17 protein-coding genes, 13 tRNA genes and 1 pseudogene are annotated in these 20,090 nt (G+C 71.7%); 8 read left to right on the top strand and 23 right to left on the bottom strand.

The window, feature by feature from the left end; genetic code table 11:
* Nucleotides 1-137 precede the first annotated feature (137 nt).
* Nucleotides 138-1,136, top strand: a complete 999-nt coding sequence (locus O7626_RS22175; protein WP_278063033.1) for a TerC family protein — start codon at nucleotides 138-140, stop codon at nucleotides 1,134-1,136.
* Between the two features lie 81 nt (nucleotides 1,137-1,217).
* Here the strand turns inward: O7626_RS22175 and O7626_RS22170 are convergent, their stop codons facing one another.
* The 4 genes from O7626_RS22170 to typA form a co-directional block, all read right to left on the bottom strand.
* A complete protein-coding gene (locus O7626_RS22170) occupies nucleotides 1,218-2,141 on the bottom strand; it encodes an NlpC/P60 family protein (RefSeq protein ID WP_278063032.1) in 924 nt (307 codons plus the stop codon).
* Nucleotides 2,142-2,333: 192 nt separating this feature from the next.
* Nucleotides 2,334-3,428, bottom strand: coding sequence for a dipeptide epimerase (locus O7626_RS22165; RefSeq protein WP_278063031.1), 1,095 nt, complete (start codon nucleotides 3,426-3,428; stop codon nucleotides 2,334-2,336).
* 24 nt (nucleotides 3,429-3,452) lie between these two features.
* Nucleotides 3,453-4,388 carry a serine hydrolase gene (locus O7626_RS22160; protein ID WP_278063030.1) on the bottom strand — a complete coding sequence of 312 codons (936 nt, stop codon included), beginning with the start codon at nucleotides 4,386-4,388 and terminating at the stop codon, nucleotides 3,453-3,455.
* Nucleotides 4,389-4,460: 72 nt separating this feature from the next.
* On the bottom strand, nucleotides 4,461-6,329 hold the full coding sequence (gene typA / locus O7626_RS22155; RefSeq protein WP_278063029.1) for a translational GTPase TypA: 1,869 nt from the start codon (nucleotides 6,327-6,329) through the stop codon (nucleotides 4,461-4,463).
* A gap of 134 nt (nucleotides 6,330-6,463) precedes the next feature.
* On the opposite strand from typA, the pseudogene O7626_RS22150 reads away from it, so the two are divergent.
* The 3 genes and pseudogenes from O7626_RS22150 to O7626_RS22140 form a co-directional block, all read left to right on the top strand.
* Nucleotides 6,464-7,798 (top strand): annotated as a pseudogene (locus tag O7626_RS22150) (DedA family protein); the annotation flags it as partial.
* 306 nt (nucleotides 7,799-8,104) lie between these two features.
* Nucleotides 8,105-8,953, top strand: coding sequence for a transglycosylase SLT domain-containing protein (locus tag O7626_RS22145; RefSeq protein ID WP_278063028.1), 849 nt, complete (start codon nucleotides 8,105-8,107; stop codon nucleotides 8,951-8,953).
* Nucleotides 8,954-9,104: 151 nt separating this feature from the next.
* A complete protein-coding gene (locus O7626_RS22140; protein ID WP_278063027.1) occupies nucleotides 9,105-9,977 on the top strand; it encodes an N-acetylmuramoyl-L-alanine amidase in 873 nt (290 codons plus the stop codon).
* A gap of 55 nt (nucleotides 9,978-10,032) precedes the next feature.
* Here the strand turns inward: O7626_RS22140 and O7626_RS22135 are convergent, their stop codons facing one another.
* Nucleotides 10,033-11,139, bottom strand: coding sequence for an NAD(P)H-binding protein (locus tag O7626_RS22135; RefSeq protein WP_278063026.1), 1,107 nt, complete (start codon nucleotides 11,137-11,139; stop codon nucleotides 10,033-10,035).
* A gap of 162 nt (nucleotides 11,140-11,301) precedes the next feature.
* On the opposite strand from O7626_RS22135, the gene O7626_RS22130 reads away from it, so the two are divergent.
* Nucleotides 11,302-11,874 carry a metalloregulator ArsR/SmtB family transcription factor gene (locus tag O7626_RS22130; RefSeq protein ID WP_278063025.1) on the top strand — a complete coding sequence of 191 codons (573 nt, stop codon included), beginning with the start codon at nucleotides 11,302-11,304 and terminating at the stop codon, nucleotides 11,872-11,874.
* Nucleotides 11,875-11,959: 85 nt separating this feature from the next.
* Nucleotides 11,960-13,234, top strand: a complete 1,275-nt coding sequence (locus O7626_RS22125) for an MFS transporter (protein WP_278063024.1) — start codon at nucleotides 11,960-11,962, stop codon at nucleotides 13,232-13,234.
* Here O7626_RS22125 and O7626_RS22120 read toward each other — a convergent pair.
* Nucleotides 13,215-13,418 (bottom strand): cold-shock protein, encoded by a 204-nt coding sequence (locus tag O7626_RS22120; RefSeq protein WP_278063023.1) that lies wholly within the window; start codon nucleotides 13,416-13,418, stop codon nucleotides 13,215-13,217. The two genes, O7626_RS22125 and O7626_RS22120, sit on opposite strands and share 20 nt — an antisense overlap.
* Nucleotides 13,419-13,700: 282 nt before the next feature.
* Here O7626_RS22120 and O7626_RS22115 point away from each other — a divergent pair, with 282 nt between their 5' ends.
* Both O7626_RS22115 and O7626_RS22110 read left to right on the top strand, forming a co-directional pair.
* Complete coding sequence (locus O7626_RS22115) at nucleotides 13,701-14,309, top strand: VTT domain-containing protein (protein WP_278063022.1); 609 nt, start codon at nucleotides 13,701-13,703, stop codon at nucleotides 14,307-14,309.
* A gap of 253 nt (nucleotides 14,310-14,562) precedes the next feature.
* Nucleotides 14,563-14,814: a hypothetical protein gene (locus tag O7626_RS22110; RefSeq protein WP_278063021.1), complete on the top strand. Its 252-nt coding sequence runs from the start codon at nucleotides 14,563-14,565 to the stop codon at nucleotides 14,812-14,814.
* A 180-nt stretch (nucleotides 14,815-14,994) separates the two neighbouring features.
* Here O7626_RS22110 and O7626_RS22105 read toward each other — a convergent pair.
* From O7626_RS22105 to O7626_RS22025, 17 genes are all read right to left on the bottom strand, one after another.
* Nucleotides 14,995-15,067: transfer RNA gene (locus tag O7626_RS22105), tRNA-Cys, on the bottom strand.
* Between the two features lie 5 nt (nucleotides 15,068-15,072).
* A tRNA-Tyr gene (locus O7626_RS22100) sits at nucleotides 15,073-15,155 on the bottom strand.
* A 47-nt stretch (nucleotides 15,156-15,202) separates the two neighbouring features.
* Nucleotides 15,203-15,275 (bottom strand) — tRNA-Val (locus tag O7626_RS22095).
* A gap of 2 nt (nucleotides 15,276-15,277) precedes the next feature.
* Nucleotides 15,278-15,349: transfer RNA gene (locus O7626_RS22090), tRNA-Met, on the bottom strand.
* A 2-nt stretch (nucleotides 15,350-15,351) separates the two neighbouring features.
* Nucleotides 15,352-15,424, bottom strand: a tRNA-Lys gene (locus O7626_RS22085).
* Nucleotides 15,425-15,856: 432 nt separating this feature from the next.
* On the bottom strand, nucleotides 15,857-16,603 hold the full coding sequence (locus tag O7626_RS22080; protein ID WP_278063020.1) for a hypothetical protein: 747 nt from the start codon (nucleotides 16,601-16,603) through the stop codon (nucleotides 15,857-15,859).
* 64 nt (nucleotides 16,604-16,667) lie between these two features.
* Nucleotides 16,668-16,741: transfer RNA gene (locus O7626_RS22075), tRNA-Pro, on the bottom strand.
* Between the two features lie 6 nt (nucleotides 16,742-16,747).
* A tRNA-Arg gene (locus tag O7626_RS22070) sits at nucleotides 16,748-16,820 on the bottom strand.
* Between the two features lie 12 nt (nucleotides 16,821-16,832).
* Nucleotides 16,833-16,905, bottom strand: a tRNA-Leu gene (locus O7626_RS22065).
* 78 nt (nucleotides 16,906-16,983) lie between these two features.
* Nucleotides 16,984-17,058 (bottom strand) — tRNA-Leu (locus O7626_RS22060).
* Between the two features lie 6 nt (nucleotides 17,059-17,064).
* Nucleotides 17,065-17,135 (bottom strand) — tRNA-Gln (locus O7626_RS22055).
* A gap of 36 nt (nucleotides 17,136-17,171) precedes the next feature.
* On the bottom strand, nucleotides 17,172-17,612 hold the full coding sequence (locus O7626_RS22050) for an HNH endonuclease (protein ID WP_278063019.1): 441 nt from the start codon (nucleotides 17,610-17,612) through the stop codon (nucleotides 17,172-17,174).
* A 50-nt stretch (nucleotides 17,613-17,662) separates the two neighbouring features.
* Nucleotides 17,663-17,735 (bottom strand) — tRNA-Gly (locus tag O7626_RS22045).
* Nucleotides 17,736-17,743: 8 nt separating this feature from the next.
* Nucleotides 17,744-17,817, bottom strand: a tRNA-Leu gene (locus O7626_RS22040).
* A gap of 192 nt (nucleotides 17,818-18,009) precedes the next feature.
* A tRNA-Trp gene (locus O7626_RS22035) sits at nucleotides 18,010-18,082 on the bottom strand.
* A 463-nt stretch (nucleotides 18,083-18,545) separates the two neighbouring features.
* Nucleotides 18,546-19,349, bottom strand: a complete 804-nt coding sequence (locus tag O7626_RS22030; RefSeq protein ID WP_278063018.1) for an alpha/beta hydrolase — start codon at nucleotides 19,347-19,349, stop codon at nucleotides 18,546-18,548.
* A 66-nt stretch (nucleotides 19,350-19,415) separates the two neighbouring features.
* The gene (locus O7626_RS22025) at nucleotides 19,416-20,069 is read right to left on the bottom strand and encodes an MBL fold metallo-hydrolase (RefSeq protein WP_278063017.1); all 654 of its coding nucleotides are present in this window, start codon (nucleotides 20,067-20,069) and stop codon (nucleotides 19,416-19,418) included.
* Nucleotides 20,070-20,090 lie beyond the last annotated feature (21 nt).

Raw genomic sequence — 20,090 nt, 5'->3', positions numbered from 1 at the left:
GCACCGTAGGTTGTCGCCGTGGCGTCCTGACGCGGCGATGGCGGAAGAGACCTCCGACAGTCACCACCGTCCCCACCGCCCGAGGTGCGCCCCCCAGCGTGCTGACGGCGGTGCCGCGTGCCTGCCGGAGGAGTGCCTTGAACGTGTCCACCTGGGTGTGGGTCATCTCGCTGGTCGCGCTGACAGCGATCCTGCTGCTCGATCTTGTGATCATCGGTCGGCGACCGCACGAGCCGAGCCTGAAGGAGTCCGGCCTCTGGGTCACCTTCTACGTCGGTCTCGCCATCGTCTTCGGGATCGGCCTGGCCCTGACCACCAACTTCACCGTGGCCGGGGAGTTCTACACCGGTTGGCTCACCGAGTACAGCCTCTCGGTGGACAACCTCTTCGTCTTCGTGATCATCATGTCCCGGTTCGGTGTGCCCCGGCAGTACCAGCAGAAGGTGCTGCTGATCGGCATCGTGCTGGCGCTGGTGATGCGCGGCGGCTTCATCGCCGCCGGTGCCGCCCTGATCAACCAGTTCTCCTGGGTCTTCTACATCTTCGGCGCCTTCCTCATCTACACGGCGATCAACTTCCTTCGCCAGGGTGAGCCGACCGAGGACGACTTCAAGGAGAACATTTTGATCCGCTGGACCCGGCGGGCCCTGCCGGTCTCCCGGGACTTCTCCGGCGCGCGGATCACGGTGCACGAGAACGGCCGGCGGCTCTTCACCCCGATGCTGATCGTGCTGATCGCGATCGGCACCACCGACCTGGTCTTCGCGCTCGACTCCATCCCGGCGATCTTCGGGATCACCCAGGAGCCGTACCTGGTCTTCACCGCCAACGTCTTCGCGCTGATGGGACTGCGGCAGCTCTACTTCCTGCTCGGCGGGCTGCTCGACCGGCTGGTCTACCTCAACATCGGGCTCGCCGTGGTGCTCGGCTTCATCGGTGTCAAGCTGGTGCTGGAGGCGCTGGCCGGCAACAACCTGCCGTTCCTCAACGGCGGCGAGCCGATCGGCTGGGCGCCGCACATCCCGATCTGGCTCTCCCTCACCGTCATCCTGGGCACGCTGGCGGTGGCGACCGTCGCCAGCCTGATCAAGTCCAGCCGGGACCGCAGGGCGGCCGAGAAGGTGCCGGTCGCCTGACAACCGCAGTGCCGGCTGCCTGACGACAAACGGCGCCGGTCGCCCCACCGGGCGGCTGGCGCCGTTGTCGTTCGGTCGAGGTCAGCCGACCCGGTGCGCGCCGACCAGGGTCGCCGCCCGGTCGGCGGGCATCGGTTCCTCCAGGACCCGCCGCTTGGTGTAGCAGGCGTGCAGCATCCGCCGGTCGCCGTCCGGTCCCGGCTGGGCGGTGACGATGCCGATGTGGTGCACCGGGCGGCCGGGCCGGGCGAAGAAGTAGAGGTCGCCGGGGCGTTCGGCGCCGAGCGGCACCGGCGCGGTCGCCGCCGCCTGGTCGTCGGCGTCCCTCGGCAGGCGTACGCCGAAGCGCCGCCAGGCCAGGTGCACCAGCCCGGAGCAGTCGATGCCGTACGCCGAGACGCCGCCCCAGAGATAGACGACGTCCCGCAGCCGGCTGGCCACGGCGAGCACCTCGGTCGCGGCGGGCTGCCGCCTCGGCGCCGCCGCCAGGTGGGTGTCGGGCGCCCAGAGCGGCTTCTCCCGGTCGGGGACCCAGACCGGCCGCCAGCCGGCCCGGACCGGCCCCGCCCCGGTCAGCCGGGTACCCAGGACGACGCCGGGCAGCACCACCGCGCCGGCCGGGGCGTCGTGCAGCCGGGTGACCATCGCCGCGACGACCAGGTCCGGCGGTGCGGGTGCCGGCTCGGCGGGCTCGGCGAGCTGCTGGAGCGGCAGCCAGCCCGGGTAGCCCCGGGGATCGAGCTTGGCCGCCGGCTGTTCCAGCGCGACCAGCCGGACCCAGCCGTCTGGGCGGACCTCCTCGACCAGTACCCGCTCGCCGAGCAGGAGCTGGCTGAGCACGCATTCGCCGACCCGCTGGTCGGCGGTCATCCCGGAGATCCAGCCGGCGATGTCGGTGCGGCGGGACAGGGCCGGCGCGTCCACCGGCCGGACGGCCTCGGGTCTCGCCCACAGGGTGGCGACGGCGACCCGGACAACAGCCTGCTGCCCCGAGCGCAGCACCATGCCAGTACCACCACCCGTCCTCGCCCGCCTCCGCCCGAACTTTATGAAAGTTAGCGCCGAACTGCAACAGGCGACTGAATGTTGCCTTCATGGTGCCGCTGGGTGGCCCGGGACCGGACAGCGGAGGGACCGGGAGGGGAGGCGGGGTGGCCGGGGACCACCGGGTGGCGGGTCGCCGGGGGCGGGGCCTCGTCAGGGGGTCGGTGCCGGGGTGGTGTGCAGGCCGGCGACGCCCAGGCCGGGTGCGTCGGGAAGGACGACGGTGGCCTGCTCGTACCGGATGCCGCCCTGGACCGGCGTCCAGGCCAGCCACCACGCGGCGTCCAGGTCGGCGACTGCGCTGGTGCCGTGCGCCGCCACCAGGCTGGCCGCCGCGCCGAGCCCGATCTGGCTCTCCATCATCGAGCCGACCAGCGTGCCGAGGCCGTGCTCGGCGGCGAGTTCCAGCAGGGTACGGGCCGGACCCAGGCCACCGCACTTGGCCAGCTTGACGTTCACCAGGTCGGCGGCCCGGCGCTGGATCACCTCCATCAGGTCGCGCACCCCGTAGACCGACTCGTCGGCCAGGATCGGCACGTCGACCCGGTCGGCGACCCAGGCCAGCCCACCCAGGTCCCGGGCGTGCACCGGCTGTTCCACCAGCTCCACGTCGAGTCCGGCGTCTTCGATGCTGCGGATCACCCGGACCGCCTCCCGGGGCGTCCAGCCCTGGTTGGCGTCGAGCCGGATCCGGACCTGCGGCCCGGCGGCACCTCGCACCGCCCGGACCCGGGCCAGGTCACCCGCCGCGTCGGTGCCGACCTTCACCTTGAGTACGTCGAAACCGTCGGCCACCCGCTGCTTCGCCGCCCCGGCCAACTCGACGGCGTCCCCGGCCGACAGGGTGACGTCGGTGGCGACCCGCCGGGAGGTCCCGCCGAGCAGCCGGTACAGCGGTACGCCGAGCCGCCGGGCGGCCAGGTCGTGCAGTGCGACGTCCACCGCCGCCTTCGCCGCCTCGTTGCCGACCACCGCCCGGCGTACCTCCGTGCACCGGGCCACCAGGTCGTCCGGGTCGCGCCGGGTCAGCAGCGGGGCGAACACCTCCTCGACACAGTCCCGCGCACCGCCGATCGACGACCCGGTCACCTGCCACACCTGGGGCGCCTCGCCGAACCCGGACCGCCCGTCGGCGTCGACCACCTCCACGACAAGGGTCTCTACTGTGGAGGTACGGCGCAGCGCGGTGACGAACGGGGTGTGCAGCGGAGCGGAGAGCCGGTGGGTGCGTACCGAGGCGATCGACATGCAGACACCATATCGACCGTCGGATCAGTCGACGGTCCCCAGCCGGTGCCGGGCGGCCCAGACCAGGGCCGAGACCCGGGCGATCAGCCGACGCGCCCGCCCGTCGAGGTCCTCGCCGGCCGTACCGCCGTCGGTACTGCCAGTGCTGGTCGCACCGGCGTCGGTCGCACGCTCCCCGGTCGCACGGACCTCGGTCGCACGGTCCCCGGTCGGGGGCGGGACGCTTGTGCAGACCACCACGGTGTACGGCGGAGCGTCGTCCGGGAAGACCACGCCGGCACTGTGCCGGACGCCGCGTACCCAGCCGTTCTTGTGCGCGATCCGGGTCCCCGGCGGCAGTCCGGCGGCCAGGTCCTCGGTGCGCTCCTGGGCGAGCAGCACGTCCAGCATCGCCGCACAGGCGGCCGGGGAGCCGAGCCGGGACCGGGCGATCCCGCCGAACAGTCCGGCCAGGTCGGCGGCGGTGACCCGGTTGTCGAGCCCGGCGTCCCGGGCGGCGAAGTCCTCGATTCCCCGCTCGGTACGGCTGTGCCGGGCGCCGCTGTCCGCCCAGACCTCGGCGACGGCGGGCAGCCCGACCTGCCCCAGCACCAGGTTGGTGGCGAGGTTGCTGGACCGGACGATCATCCGTTCGGCGAGCCAGCGCAGCGGTGCGGTGCCGCCGAGCCGGGCCCAGACCTGCTCGTCGTTGTCGTAGTCGGGCGCGCAGGAGAACCGGTCCGCGCCCGGCCGGGCCGAGTCGAACTCGTTGCGCACCGGCACCGGCGCGTCCAGCTCCAGCTTCCCGGCCTCGGCTGCCCGGTGCAGGGCGGCCAGTACCGCCACCTTCATGGTGCTGGCCGCGTAGTGCGGTGCGTCCGGCAGCCGGGTGTAGCCGGGCCGGCGGCCGAGCCGACCCGCGTACACCGAGACCGTGCCGGGCACCGCCGCCAGTTCGGCGTCGATTTCGTCCCAGGACACCTGAGCAGGGTACGACCGCATCCGGGCAGCCTACGACCCATCCCGGAACATCCGTGCGGCCCGCTGCCGGAGTCAGTTCGCGTGCTTGCGCCGGGCGGCGGCCCGGGCCCGCGACGGCGCGTCCAGCATCACCTTGCGCAGCCGGATCGCCACCGGGGTCACCTCGACGCACTCGTCCTCGCGGCAGAACTCCAGGGCCTGCTCCAGGGAGAGCTTGCGCGGCGGGATCAGCTTCTCGGTCTCCTCGCTCGTCGAGGAGCGCATGTTGGTGAGCTTCTTCTCCTTGGTGATGTTGACGTCCATGTCGTCGGAGCGGGAGTTCTCGCCGACCAGCATCCCCTCGTACACCTCGGTGGCCGGCTCGACGAAGAGGGTGCCGCGCTCCTGGAGGTTGAGCATCGCGAACGCCGTCGCCACCCCGGACCGGTCGGCGACAAGCGAACCGGTGTTGCGGGTGCGCAGCTCGCCGAACCACGGCTCGTAGGACTCGAAGACGTGGTGCAGGATGCCGGTGCCCCGGGTGTCGGTGAGGAACTCGGTGCGGAAGCCGATCAGCCCCCGGGCCGGCACCAGCCACTCCATCCGGATCCAGCCGGTGCCGTGGTTGACCAGCTGCTCCATCCGGCCCTTGCGGGTGGCCAGCAGCTGGGTGATCGCGCCGAGGTATTCCTCCGGGGCGTCGATGGTCAGCCGCTCCACCGGCTCGCAGGTCTTCCCGTCGATCTCCCTGGTCACCACCTGCGGCTTGCCGACGGTCAGCTCGTAGGACTCCCGGCGCATCTGCTCGACCAGGATCGCCAGGGCCAGCTCGCCCCGGCCCTGCACCTCCCAGGCGTCCGGCCGGTCGGTGGGCAGCACCCGCAGCGAGACGTTGCCGATCAGTTCCCGGTCCAGCCGCTCCTTGACCATCCGGGCGGTGACCTTGGCGCCCTTGACCCGGCCGACCAGCGGCGAGGTGTTGGTGCCGATGGTCATCGAGATCGCCGGCTCGTCCACGGTGATCAGCGGCAGCGGCCGGGGGTCCTCCGGGTCGGTGAGGGTCTCGCCGATCATGATCTCCGGGATGCCGGCGATCGCGATGATGTCGCCCGGTCCGGCCGAGGTGGCCGGCTTGCGCTCCAGTCCCTCGGTCATCAGCAGTTCGGAGACCCGGACCCGGGCCACGCTGCCGTCGGTGCGGCACCAGGCCACGGTCTCGCCCTTGGTGACGGTGCCCTGGCGGACCCGGCACAGCGCCAGCCGGCCCAGGAATGGCGAGGCGTCCAGGTTTGTCACGTGCGCCTGCAACGGCGCGTCCTCGTCGTAGGCCGGTGGCGGGATGGTGTCGAGCAGGCTGCGGAAGAGCGGCTCCAGCGAGCTGCTGTCCTCCGGCACGGTGCCGTCGGCGGGCTGGGTCAGCGAGGCGATGCCGTCCCGGGCGCAGGCGTAGATGATCGGGAAGTCGATCTGCTCGGCGTCGGCGTCCAGGTCCAGGAAGAGTTCGTACGTGTCGTCGACCACCTCCTTGATCCGGGCGTCCGGCCGGTCCACCTTGTTGATCACGAGGATGATCGGCAGCCGGGCCCGCAGCGCCTTGCGGAGCACGAACCGGGTCTGCGGCAGCGGGCCCTCGCTGGCGTCCACCAGCAGCAGTACCCCGTCGACCATGGTCAGCCCGCGCTCCACCTCGCCGCCGAAGTCGGCGTGCCCGGGGGTGTCGATGATGTTGATGGTGACCGGGTCCGAACCGTCCGCCGGCAGGTAGCGCACGGCGGTGTTCTTGGCCAGGATGGTGATGCCCTTCTCCCGCTCCAGGTCCATGGAGTCCATCACCCGGTCGGCGGGCTCGGCCCGGGCGGAGAACGCGCCGGACTGCCGCAGCATGGCGTCGACCAGGGTGGTCTTGCCGTGGTCGACGTGGGCGATGATTGCGACGTTACGAAGGTCCCCGCGGGTCTGCATGCTCTCCATCCTCCCGCCTGCGCGATCCGGGCCGGCGTCCGGGTTCCCCCTGGGGTTACCCCGGTCTCCGTGGAATCGCCGTGCCATCGCAGCACGCGGCTGGCATGCTGGCCGAAGTGTTCGGGGGGTCGGGCGTGCAGGACGTGTTGACGGTGGTGCGGGAGTTGCCGCCGGTACTGGTCTATCTGGCCGCCGCGCTGCTGGTGGCCGGTGAGACGGCGGTGATCGTCGGCCTGGTGATGCCGGCCGAGGCGACCCTGCTGCTGGTCGGCTTCCTCAGCTACACCGGGATGCTCCGGCTCGGGCCCGCGCTGGTGGTGACGATTCTCGCAGCGGTGCTCGGCGACGCGCTCGCCTTCCGCAGCGGCCGGCGGCACGGCCCCCGGCTGCGAGCCGGCCGGTGGGGCAGCCGGGTCGGGGAACGGCGCTGGGCGAAGGCCGACGCGATGCTGGAGCGGCTGGGCGGGCGCGGCGTCTTCGCGGCCCGCTGGGTGGCCTTCGCCCGGACCCTGGTGCCCCGGCTGGCCGGCAGCGCCGGGATGCCGTACCGGCGGTTCGCGCCGTGGAACCTCGCCGGGGTGACGACCTGGGTCGGCGGTTCGGTGCTGGCCGGCTTCCTGGCCGGGGAGTCCTACGAGACGGTCTCCCACCATCTCGGCCGGGCGACCGGGGCGGTACTGCTGCTCATCGTCTTCATCGTCACCATCGTGCTGGTCGGCCGCTGGCTCGGTCGCAATCCGGATCCGGTGCGGTCACTGCTGTCCCGGGCCGTCGCCCGGCCGCCGCTGCGCTGGCTCGCCCGGCGGTACGGGGTGCTCTTCTTCCTGCTCTCGATGCACATCGGGCCGGCCTGGACGCTGCTGGCGAACCTGGTCGCCGGGTTGGCGCTGCTCTTCGTGACCGGGCTGGTCCTGGCCTGGCTGCTCGACCTGGTGGTGACGCAGAGCGGGCTGTCGGTGGTCGACAGCGCGATAGCGGAGTGGTTCGCGTCCCGGCGTACCGACGGGGTGGCCGAGTTGGCGCACGGCATGATCGGGGCGCTGCGCGGGCCGGCGCTGATCCTGGTGGTGGCGCTGGTCGCCGCGGTGGTCGGCTGGCGTACCCGGCCGTGGCGGGTGGACCTGCTCAGCGTGCTCGGTACGGTCGGCGCCTTCGTACCGCTGCTGGTGCTGCTCCTGGTCACCGACGTCACCGGCCCGACCCGGAGTGCCCCGGTGGCGCTGCTGCCGGCCCAGAACGCGGTGGTCGCGGCCAGCTTCTGCACGCTGGCCTGGCTGCTGGCCCGGCAGAGCCGGTGGCCGACGGCGGTGGCGGCCTGGACGGTGGCGGCGGTCGGCGTGGTGACCGTCGGGGCGGCCCGGCTGTACGTCGGCTGGAGTTCGGCGAGCGAGACGGTCACCTCGATGCTGCTCGGTGTGCTCTGGACCGCCGTCTTCGTGGTGGCCTGGGCGACCCGGGACCGCGCGGTACGCGCCGCCGGTGCGCAGCCGTCGCAGCGACCCGGGCCACCGTCCGCCGGAGACGCCGCACAGCAGGCGACGCCGTCCGGCGGAGAGGCCGCGCAGCAGGCGACGCCGTCCGCCGGGGAGGCCGCGCAGCAGGTGACGCCGTCCGGCGGGGAGGCCGCCGCGCAGCAGGCGGGGGCGGCGGCACCGCAGAAAGCGCCGGTGGCGGGGAAGGCCGCCCAGCGGGCGGCGCCGGCTGGCCGGGTGGTCGAGGCCCCCTGATCAGGTGGCGTGCCTGTTATGGTGCGCCGGGAGATCTGGGGGCTCGAAATGGCTGAGTGGCTGCGCAGGACGCTGGTGCCCGGGGTGGTGGCCCTGGCGCTCGCCGCCGCGGTCGGCTGCGCCAACGGCGAGCCGACCGGCGGCACGACCACGGTCGCGGCCGAGGTCGACCCGTCGGACACGGCGCAGCCGGCTCCGGCCGGCGAGCCGACGACCCAGCCGCCGGCCGTGGCGGGGCTCGGCGCCCGGCCGACCCCGTCGGCGAAACCGAGCCGGACCCCGAGCCGGAAGCCGGGGCCGCGCAAGGTGCCGAAGCCGCCGACCGAGACCAGGCTGCCCCCGCCGCCGCCGAAGCCCGAGACCGGCTGCACCAAGCCCCGCTACCAGGGCGACCAGGCCAGCCGCGCCCAGGTCAAGCAGGCGCTCACCGAGGCGGCCGGCCGGACGTACTGGCCGAACTCGGCGCCGAGCATCCGGGTGCCGGTCAACCTGGTCAAGGCGACCGCCTGGCAGGAGAGCGGCTGGCAGTCGAACATCGTCGCCTGCGACGGCGGCGTCGGGCTGATGCAGGTCATGCCGGATACCGCCGCCTTCGTCAACCAGCGGTTCGACCAGTCGTACGACATCGACGACCACCGGGACAACGCCACGTTGGGCGCGAACTACCTGGCCTGGCTGATCAAGTACATCGGGGACGCGTTCTTCGACGGCGCCTACGGCGTCTCCGCCGACGACTGCACCGGCGAACTCAACTCCTGCCTGTTGAACGCGGTGATCTCGGCGTACAACTTCGGACCGGGTGCGGTGGTGACCGACGACGGGTTGAAGATCCCGAACCCGCAGTACGTCCGGAACGTCAGGGCGCTGATGACGGAGTGTGAGTGCCTGGCCTTCTGAGGCCGGCTGTGGGCTGACCGTCCCTTCCCGAGTGCCGACCGGGTTGACCATGGGTTTTGCTCAGATTGGCAGCTCTGACGACTGGACGCAGCCAGACCGCACGGATACGGTCAGTAGTGAAAGCTTGCCTCCGAGTCAGGAGGGCTGACCGATGCGACTGCTCTGGCTGGCTGACGTGCTCCGGGCCGCCGGGCTCACCGTGCACGAGGTGGGTGGTTGGCGGAGCCGCGGCTCCACGTCGTTCGATCCACACGGGATCATGTGCCACGAGACCCGCGGCTCGCTGCATTCCACCGACGCCGGCGAGATCTACGTCCTGCTGCACGGCTCGGCCACGGCGCCGCCGCCGATAGCCCAGCTCTACCTCTCCCGTACCGGGCACTGGCACGTGATCGCATCCGGCCGGTGCAACCACGTCCGGGTCGGCTGGGCCGGGCCGTTCAAGGGGGTCGGCAACTCCGGGCTGATCGGCATCGAGGCCCAGCACGCCCTCGGCGAGCCCTGGACCGACCGGCAGTACGACTCGTACGTGCGCGGGGTCCGGGCGCTGCGCGACCGTACCGGCTGGGGGATCGGCGGGCACAAGGAGCACCAGCCCGCCGGTTACGGGCATCCCAGCGTCAAGACGGATCCGAGCTTCAACATGAACCAGTTCCGGCGCGACGTCGCGGCGGCATCGTCCGGAGGGGAGAACATCATGCCGGCACTGTCCGACCAGGAGCAGGAGCAGCTGCTCAAGTTCGCCAAGGACAACAACTACCTGCTGTGGCAGGGTGCGCAGAAGCCGGACGGCAGCGGGCGTACCGACATCCGGCAGCATTTCTACAACATCGAGGGCATGCTGACCGAGGTCAAGGCGAACCAGATGGCCATGCTCGGCAAGGACTGGGTCAACGAGCAGCAGATCATCGACGGCGTGCTCAACGGGCTGGGCGAGAAGGACCTGGACACCGCGGCGACCGCACTTCGGGCGGCGTTCGGCGACCGGGTGGCCGAGCTCGCCGCGAAGCTCACCGCCGCCTGAACCGCCACCGCGCTCAGCGGTTCGGCGGCTGCGGTGGCTCAGTGGCTGCGGCGGCTCAGTGGCTGCGGCGGCGTAGCCAGGCGTCCTCGGCGAGGTAGTCGAAGTAGTCGGTGCGGTAGTTCTGGGCGAGATCGGGGAAGACGGTCCGCCAGTCCCGGCCGTGCGCGGCGTCCACAAGCCACCGTACTGTCTCCGGCAGCGAGTCGAGATAGCTGGTCACCGGCCGGTAGCCGAGCTGTCGTTGCGCCAGGCTCATGTCCAGCACCACCGGATGCCGGGTCGACCACGGTGTCATGCCCACCGGCGGTGCCGGGGAGGGGCCGTCGATCAGTACGTCCTCCGCGTCGTGGTCCAGCACCGCGTGCACGGCGGCGCCGATCTCGCGTACGGTCGGCGGCTCCGGGTCGCCCGCGTTGAGTACCCGGGCACCGGGCTCGGCGGCGCAGAGCCGGATCAGCTCGGCCAGGTTGGCCGTGCAGACCGGGTGGAAGCGGCTCTGCCCGGCGTACGCCAGTACCCGTACCGGCCGGTTGTCCAGGGCGCGCTTGACGAAGTGCCACTCGCGTGGGTGCACGGTGTGCGGCCCGTGGATCGCACCGGCCCGCAGCAGCGAGGTCGGCAGTACCGCCCCGGCGGTGAGCAGTTCCCGTTCCAGCGCCGCCTTGCCGGCCGCGTAGCTGTCCGCACCCGCCCCGGGTTCCGGGTCCGGGTCCGTGTCCAAGTCGGGATCGGGGTCGGGGTCGGGATCGGGATCGGGGTCCGGCGGTGCCACGGTGGGCTGGGTCTCGGCGATCGGCACCGGGCACCGGAACCCTTCGGCGCCGAACCCCCGGCCCTCGTCGTCGAGGTAGACCCCGGCGCTGGAGACGACCACGGCCGAACCGATCCGGTCGGCGAGCCGGAGCAGTTGGCGGGCGTGCCGGGCGTCGTACGCCAAGGTGTCGACCAGGACGTCGCAGCCGGCGCCGACCGCGACCGCCAGCCCGGCGTCGTCCTCGCGGTCCAGCGGCACCAGTTCGACGTCCCAGTCCGGCGGCCAGGGGGCGCCGGCCCGCAGGCCCCGGGCGGCGGCCCGGACGTGCCAGCCGTCGGCCACCAGGGCGCGGACCGTGGCCCGGCCGACCTGGCCGGTGGCGCCGACGACCAGGGCGATCTTCTGCATGACGTCACGTTAGATCGGCTCGGTAGGACGTGCCGAGCGCTTCCGCTATCAGCCGAACCCGGTCTCCGGTCGATATCTGCCGGTCAGCACCGCCAGAACTGTGCAACCACTGTTGTGCAACAGCTGTTGCACAACAGTGGTTGCATGTGTGAGGCTGAGCGCATGAAGCGAGAAGTCCGCCAGGTGACCGACTCCCGGGTGCTGGCCGCGATGTCCCATCCGCTACGCCGACGTCTGATGGACGTGTTGAAGGTCTACGGCCCGGCCACCGTCAGCACGCTGGCCGAACGCACCGGACAGGCGGTGGCGAACGTCAGCCACCACCTCAGGGTGCTCGCCGCCGCCGACCTGGTGGCGGAGGCGCCGGAACTGGCCCGGGACCGCCGGGAGCGCTGGTGGCGGCTGGTCTCGTCCGGCCTGCGCTGGTCCGCCGCCGACTTCGCCGACGACCCGGCCAGCGAGGCCGTGCAGCAGGCGGCCGTCTCGCTGAACCTCGACCGCCAGGTCGGCCTGGTCCGGGACTGGCATGCCAGCGGGGAGGAGCAGCGGGCCGCCTGGGCGGAGGCGCCCTTCTCCACCGACCGCTGGCTGCGGTTCACCCCGGACGAACTGGTCGAGTTCGAGACCGAGCTGCACGCCCTGCTCTCCCGCTGGGGCGATCGGGAGCTACCCGACGACGGGCAGCACCGCGGCCCCGTCTTCTTCTTCGCCTACGGCGTCCCGGCCCAACCCTGAGCCAGCCCGACCCCTGCGCCCGCCGCCCCCCGGCCGCCGGGCGCGGGTCGAGCGCGGCCAGCGGGCCATCGGACGAGGAGGAAAAATGAGTTTGCTCCGGCAACGAGACTTCCGGCTGCTCTGGATCGGCCAGGGCGGCAGCACCTTCGGGGCCAGCGTCACCAGCGTGGCGCTGCCGCTGGTGGCGGTCGCCACCCTCGGCGCCAGCACCTTCCAGGTCGCGCTGCTGACCGCCGCCGCCTGGCTGCCCTGGCTGCTGGTCGGACTGCCGGCCGGCGCCCTGGTGGACCGGCTGCGCTGCCGGCCCGTGATGGTGACCTGCGACCTGGTCGCCGCGCTGCTCTTCGCCAGTGTGCCGGTCGCCGGCTGGCTCGGCGTACTCAGCGTCGGGCACCTGCTGGCCGTCGCGCTGGCCGGCGGAACGGTGAGCGTCTTCTTCAAGACCGCGTACCAGGTCTACCTGCCCACCCTGCTCGACCGGGCCGACCTGGCCGAGGGGAACGCGAAGCTCCAGGGCACCGAGGCGGTGGCCCAGGTGGCCGGGCCGGGTGTGGCCGGACTGCTGGCCAACCTGTTCGGTGCGGCGGCCGCACTGCTGGTCAACGTGTTCGGCTTCCTCGGCTCGGCCGCCTGCCTGCTCTCGATCCGGCGCCCGGAGCCACGCCGGGCCGCCGATCTGGACGCGGGTCTCGGCCAGCAGATCGCCGAGGGGGTACGCTTCACCGCCCGCGACCCCTACCTGCGGGTACTCACCGTCTGGGGGGCCGTCAGCAACCTCGGGCTGATCGGCTACCAGGCGATCCTGGTCGTCTTCCTGGTCCGCGAGGTCGGGCTGGGCCCGGGCACGGTCGGCGCACTTGTCGCCGTGATGAGCGCGGGCGGGGTCGTCGGAGCCGCCGTCGCCACCGCGCTGTCCCGGCGCCTCGGCAGTGCCCGCGCGCTGCTGCTCTGCGCCCTCGGCGCGGAACCGTTCGGCCTGCTGATCCCGCTGACCGCCCCCGGAGCCCGGCTCGGGCTGGTGGTGCTGGCCGGGGTGGTGATCGGTGCCGGAGTGGTGGCCGGAAACGTGATCAAGGCCGGCTTCCGGCAGGCGTACGTGCCGCACCGGCTGCTCGGCCGGGTCAGCGTGACCATCCAGGTGGTCAACCTCGGCACGATGCCGCTCGGCGCGGTGCTCACCGGCGCCCTCGGTACGGCACTCGGCCTCCGCCCGGCCATGTGGGTACTCACCGGCGGGCTGGCACTGACCGGACTGATCCTGCTGTTCGGCCCCCTGCGCAAGCGCCGTGACCTGCCGGAGGAGCCGGCCGTACCGGCCCACCCGGCGCGGCCCGAGCTGGTCAGCGCGGCTGGACGTTAGCCGCCTGTGGACCCTTCTCGCCCTGCGTGACGTCGAACTCGACCTTCTGTCCCTCGTTCAGCTCCCGGTAGCCGGACGATGCGATCGCGGAGTAGTGGACGAACACGTCCGGTCCTCCGCCGTCCTGCTCGATGAAGCCGAAGCCCTTTTCCGAGTTGAACCACTTGACGGTTCCGGTTGCCATTGGTGTCTCCTTAGCGGCGCGCCTGGTGCGTGGCCCGCCCTGTACGCCACCGACAGTAGCCTCCCGGGATAGCCGGTGCGGGCGGAAGTCGGGAGTCGTACCAACCTCCGGCCGGTCGGGTCGGCCTCCGGTGGGTCGGGTCGACCTCCGGCGAGCGGGGACGTCCGTCGGCCTACGCCGGACGGCGCGGAGTCACCCCTAGATCGGCTCAGGGTCGCCCGTGCCGCCAACCAGGGCTCGCCCCGGATGTCCGGATGCCGCCACCTCCGTAACGTTCCTGACGTGGCGGACTGGCTGGTTCAGGTGGGGGAACTGCCGTCGTGGATCTTCCTGACGGTGCTCGGCGGGGTCATGTTGCTGGACGCGATACCGCTGCTCGGCGTACTCGTACCCGGTGACGTGGCGGTACTGGCCGCGGTGGGGGTGGGCAGGCCGGCCAGTCTGGGGGCGTTCCTGGCGGTGATCGCCGGCTGTCTCGGCGGCTGGTCGCTCACCTTCTTCGCCGGCCGGCGGTTCGGTGCCCGGTTGCGGCGCAGCCGTACCGGGGGGTGGATCGGGGAGGCACGCTGGGTGGCCGCCGAGCGTATTCTCGGCAGCGGCGGGGGCCGGATGGTGATGGTGGCGCCGTTCCTGCCGGTACTGAACGCGGTACTGCCGCTGGCCGCGGGTGGGCTGCGGATGTCGTACCGGCGGTTCCTGGGTTTCGCGGCGATCGGTGCGGTGCTCTGGGCCGGCCTCTACATGGTGCTGGCCATCCTGGCCCGCTCGCTCGGCGGACTGTTGCCGGGGGAGTCGTTCGCGCTGCTCGGCACGGTGGGCGTCGGGATAGTTCTCGGCGGGGTCGTCCTGCTGGGGGTACGCCGCCGACTCGGCTCGACGGTGCAGGGCTGACCGGGCCGGGCTGGCTGGGGGCGGCGAGCTGGCTGGGGGCGGCGAGCTGGCTGGGGGCGGCGAGCCGGCTGGGCCGGGAGCAGACCGCGGGGCAGGGGGCGGCGAGCTGGCTGGGTGGGGAGCAGACCGGGGGGCGCCGGAGCCGGCCGGGCGGCTTGCGGGGGGACCGGGGGGATCGGGTGGTGCCGGCCGGGTGGGGCCGCCGGCCGGCGCCACCCGGGGGCACGGGTCGCGGCTGGCATACTGGGCTGCCATGCTGTTGTCGCGGCCTTGGGCCGGCTTCCTGGTCCTGGTCGGCGATTGGACCTGGGTGATCTGGCCCCGGTTCGCCGTCGCGATCTGGAACGATGCCCGGGCGTGGTCGACCGGGGAGATCGGGCAGGGCAGCCCGACGGGTTTCCTCTGGGTGCACGCGCTGTTGATCGCGGCGTCCCTGGCGATCGGCACCACCGTCGGCGTCCTCGGCGTACGGGCCTGGCGGGCGGGTCGCACTCCGCGACCCTGACCGGTTCCCGGAGCCGAGCCGTGGCCGGGCGGTCGGGGCCGGCCGGCGTTCCCCCGTCACCACAACCATCGCCGGCCGGCGAGTCATGGGCCCCCGGTGTCGAACCGGGCACACCGCCAGAATGAGTGGCGGCCGAGCAGCCAACGCCCGCGCCCATGGCATCCACAGTGGATGGCATCGAGACCTCGCCGGGAGTCGAACCCGCATCACCCGCTTTGCAGGCGGGGCGCCCCACCGGGGACGAGACGAGGCCGGGCGTGCGGGTGGGAGGATTCGAACCTCCTGCGCGCGAGGCACCTGTTTTACAGACAGGCCCGACTCTCCGACGTCGGCGCACCCGCTCGGGCGACCGGCGGTACCTGTACGTGTTCCGAGCTGGACTCGTACGTGTTCCGAGCTGGACTCGAACCAGCGGCCTTCGCGATGTCGACGCGATGCTCTTCCGACTGAGCTACCGGAACGGGAGCGGGACCGGGAGTCGAACCCGGGACCTGCGGCTTATGAGGCCGCCGCGCTACCACTGCGCCACCCCGCGAGTACGCCGCCGGGGACTCGAACCCCGAACCCACGCATTAAGAGTGCGTTGCTCTCACCATTGAGCTAGCGGCGCCTGGACGTCCCGCCACGAGGCGGGGGCTCGTCAAGAGTTGGCGGACCCCCGGGGTATGCCCTGCCCCGGGGGCCCTCGAATTCCACCCGTTCGCACGCCAGCGGCGTTTAAGCTCCACGATCAGTCTGCGGTCGACGTGCTTTGCCATTAAGCGACCGCCGCAGGGAGAGCGGCAGACTGGACTCGAACCAGCATCTCGTCGAGATTGTCGTGGTCGGTAGGTCTGGCGATGGGTGGGGGTGCTGAGTCTGGAGCGATAGTCTCAGCCTGCTCGGCGCCGGCCTGCCTCTGCCAGTTGGGCCACCTCGGCCCGGAGTGCCGAGGGGAGGACTCGAACCTCCACTGGAACCGTCGCCTTCGATGAGTCTGACAGGTCAGCCTCAGTCTCGACGCTCGTCGCGCCACCCCCGCTCCACGGGGGTGTATGGGAGGCTACCCGAAGAGGTAGCCGAACACCTCGTCGCCGACGGTGCGGTCCTCGACGGTGCTGCTGTTCGCCTCCTCGCGGGCCACCTTCACCGCCTCCAGCAGCCTGTCGACCCGGCCGCGCAGCAGCTTGACCCGCTCCGCCGGCAGCGCGCCGGAGAGCTTCACCGTGGTCCAGGTGCCCACCGGTACGTCCTCGGTGTAGACCTCGACCTGCGCCGGGTGCTTCTCGGTCGCCTCGGCCTTGACGTGGTTGCGGTGCACCTTGCGCATCTTCTGCGTCTGGCTCGGCGTACTCGCGTAGCAGCCCCGGTCGGGGTCGAACTCCCACCGCTCCGCCGCGTCCAGGGTGGCCAGCCCGTCGACGAAGGTACGCAGGTCGACGAGCTGCTTCTCCAGGAAGAGCAGATAGGTGACCGGTGCCTCCCGGACCAGCGTCCGGCCGTCGACCACGACGTCGGCCTTGGCGGTGGCGTTTCCGGTGTCCTGGAGGAACTGGAGGTCGAAGAGCCGACCCATGGTGGTGGCGACCTCGTCGAGAACCTCCTGGACGGTGTACTGCACCCGGGTCGACTCCGGCGGCAACTGCTCCCGGATGTCGTCGGCGAACGGCTGGTAGGTCCGGGAGATCCCGGACAGCGGCGGCGCCTTCTGAGTACGCCGGTGCGCGTCGGTCAGTTCCCGCTTGGCCTGCGGCTTGAAGCCCTGCACCAGCGCGTTGACCTTGTGCAGTTCGGTGGGGTTCGGCACCATGATCCTCTCGGTCTCGTCGGGCAGACGATAGTCGTCGTCGCCGGCTGCGGCGACCCTGTCGAAGTCGGGACGGCCGGATTCGAACCGACGGCCTCCGCACCCCCAGTGCGGCGCGCTGCCAAGCTGCGCCACGTCCCGATGTCGTGCCCCTGGGAGGATTCGAACTTCCGACTCCCTGGTTCGTAGCCAGGCGCTCTGTCCACTGAGCTACAGGGGCTTGAAACGGACGTACCCGGAGCAGGAGTCGAACCTGCAACACACCGGTTCTGAGCCGGCGGCCTCTACCGTTGGGCTACCCGGGCATGCGTGGAGTGACGCGGGATCGAACCGCGCACGCGAAGCTTGCAAGGCAACGCTGTGCACCAGCACCCACCCCGAAGTGCCCTCGGCGCGACTCGAACGCGCACGTGACCAGGCCCTCGACCTGGTGCCTCTGCCAATTGGGCCACGAGGGCATCGCGCTTCCGGACGAGGATTCGAACCTCGGTCGCCTGAGCCAGAGTCAGGTGTCCTGCCGTTGGACGATCCGGAAAAGGCGGCCGGCGGGGGAGAATCCGCCGGCCGGCCGTCAGCGCCGGGTCAGCGCGGCCCAACTCGGGACCGTCGCCGCCGACCGCAGCACCATGCCCGCCTCGGCGGGGGTGCGGTCGGCCTTGCGCTGATTGCAGCCGTCGCAGGACGCGACGGTGTTGGTCCAGGTGTTCCGGCCACCGCGGGAGCGGGGCAGGATGTGGTCGACGGTGCTGGCGTGGCCCCCGCAGTAGCCGCACCGGCGGCCGTCCCGGGTGAGCACGCCCGACCGGGACCAGGCCGGCCCCGAGCTGAACCGCCACCTGGTGACGACGTACCTGACCAGCCGGACGACGGTCGGCACCGGGTACACCCCGATCAGCCGGTCCGGTACGGCCTCGTGCACCTCGGCGACCCGCCGGACCAGCATCCGTACGGCGTGCCGGAGACTGACCCGGTGGAGCGGGCCGAGGTCGGCGTTGATGACCAGGACGTCCACCGGAAACCTCCTTCTCGCGTCGACGTCACGGAACTCTGGAAAGTGTTCGGAGCGGCTACCGGGATTCGAACCCGGGACCTCCACCATGGCAAGGTGGCGCGCTGCCAGCTGCGCTACAGCCGCACGGGAAATGCTCCGGGTGCGATTCGAACGCACACTGTGCGCGTTTTGAGCGCGCTGCCTCCTGCCGTTGGGCTACCGGAGCGGATGGTTTCGTCCGGGACCCGAGAATCGAACTCGGTTTCTCCTGTACCCAAAACAGGCGGGTCAGCCGTCTCCCTCGCCCCGGATCCGCCCGGCCGGCGCGGTGGTACGGCGCCGGCCGGGCATCGGTAATGCCATCCACTGTGGAGTTCTCAAGTTGGTGCCGTGTCCGCCGGTCGAGACCGGGGAGAAGCAGGGGTGACAGGACTCGAACCTGCAACCTTCGGATTTGGAGGCCGCTGCGCTGCCAGTTGCGCCACACCCCTGTGCGGATCGTGCATGGCGGAAGAGAATGCGTGGCAAAGAGAGAATGCGTGGCAGGAAAACATGCGTGCTCAAGGAACGCGCACGGTAAGAGAAACGCCGCCCGGTCCCGGGTCCGGGAGGGCGGCGTGGACGCGATGGATTCGCGTTACGTCCGCCAGCCGCCCAGCTCGGCACATTCGCCGGCGCTGCGTAGGACGGGGTGCCCGAGCGTGGCACAACCCGCCGAGCCGGACGGCAGTCGCCGCCACGCTCGCGATGAGGTCTGCCACAACATCGGATGCTCCCTGTCGCTCGCTGTCGATTCGGTGTCGGTTTGTTGATCGCTGTGGTAACTACGGTAGGGGTGACTCCGGTAACCGGGCAACATCTTTTTCGACTTTCCCGGGCACTTTCGGATTCCGGGCCGGAATGCCTGCTCGCCGGCACCGGGCACACCGGTGCCGGCAGGCGTCCACACCGGGGTCAGGAGTCCTGCTCGACCAGCCGGTTCACGGCGGCGGCCACCGCCTCGGGGGCCTGGGCCTGCGGGAAGTGGCCCACGCCGGGCAGCATCACGACCTCGGCCCCCAGTTGCTCGCCGATCCAGTGCGCTTCGGCCGCCGGGTCCTTCCAGTCCACGTCGGCGGCACCCATCAGCACGACGGCCGGGGCGGACACCTCGGGCAGCCGCTGCCGGGCCGGCTCGTGCGAGGTGCGGGTGGTCCGGACGAAGGCCCGCCAGTGTCCGGGCCGGCGCAGGTTGTCGCGGACCCGGGCGAGGTGTTCGGCGTACCCCTCGGGCTTGGTGCCGGGCACCCACTTCGGGTAGTACCCGAGGAAGGCCGCCGGGCCCCAGGGCCGGACGAGCATGATCCGGAAGAGCAGGTTCAGTACTGCCGCGCCGGCGGGCTGCCGGACGAACGGGCCGAGCAGGACGAGGCCGCGTACCTTGGCCGGGGCGTCGGCGGCGGCGATCACGGCGGCGCCGGCTCCCATCGAGTTGCCGACCAGGTACGCCGGCCCGCCGAGTTCGTCGGCGAGCCCGAGTATGTCGCTGGCGAGCGCCACGTCGTCGTACCCGGAGAAGCTGGTGTCGCTGTCGCCGTGTCCCCGGATGTCCAGCACCGCCACCCGGTAGCCGGCCGCGACCAGTTTCGGGGCCAGCAGCCGGTACGACTGGCGCAGTTCGCCCATCCCCGGGGAGCAGATCACCAGCGGCCCGTCGCCGTCCCACAGCTCGTACGCGATGCGCCCCTCCGGGCGGCGGAGATACCGGGTATCAGTCATAGCTTAAAAGCTACACTCATTAGCCAAGCTCGCCAACGGCCGCCATCCCCGGTACCCGCCGGGGGTTCACCAGCCCCGGGCGCGCCACTCCGGTAGCGACGGCCGTTCGGTGCCGAGCGTGCTGTCCCGGCCGTGTCCCGGATAGAACCAGGTCTCGTCCGGCAGCCGGTCGAAGATCTTGTGCTCCACGTCGTCGATCAGCGAGCCGAACCGCACCGGGTCGCGGTCGGTGTTGCCGACCCCGCCGGGGAAGAGCGAGTCGCCGGTGAACAGGTGGAGGCCGTCCGTCTCGTCCCGGTAGAGCAGCGCGACGGAGCCCGGGGTGTGCCCGACGATGTGGATCACTTCGAGTTCGCGGTCACCGACCCGGACCCGGTCGCCCTCGGCGAGCGGCTCGGAGTCGATCGGCAGGCCGTCCGCGTCGGCGGCGTGCACCAGCGACCGGGCCCCGGTGCTCGCCACCACCTCCTCCAGGGCGACCCAGTGGTCCATGTGCCGGTGCGTGGTGACCACGGCGGCCAGCCCGCCCTCGCCGACGAGTTCCAGCAGCCGGGGCGCCTCGTTGGCCGCGTCGATCAGGACCTGCTCGCCGGTGGCGGTGCAGCGCAGCAGGTAGGCGTTGTTGTCCATCGGGCCGACCGAGAGCTTGCTGACCGTGAGGCCGCTCAGCTCGCGTACGTCGGGCGGGCCGTCGGCGGCGACGTTGCCGGTGTAACTCATCTTCGGTGCCTCCGGGTTGTC

The organism is Micromonospora sp. WMMD1102, from assembly GCF_029626265.1.
Classification (GTDB): Bacteria; Actinomycetota; Actinomycetes; order Mycobacteriales; family Micromonosporaceae; genus Plantactinospora.
This window is presented reverse-complemented; position numbering and strand designations above follow the sequence as displayed.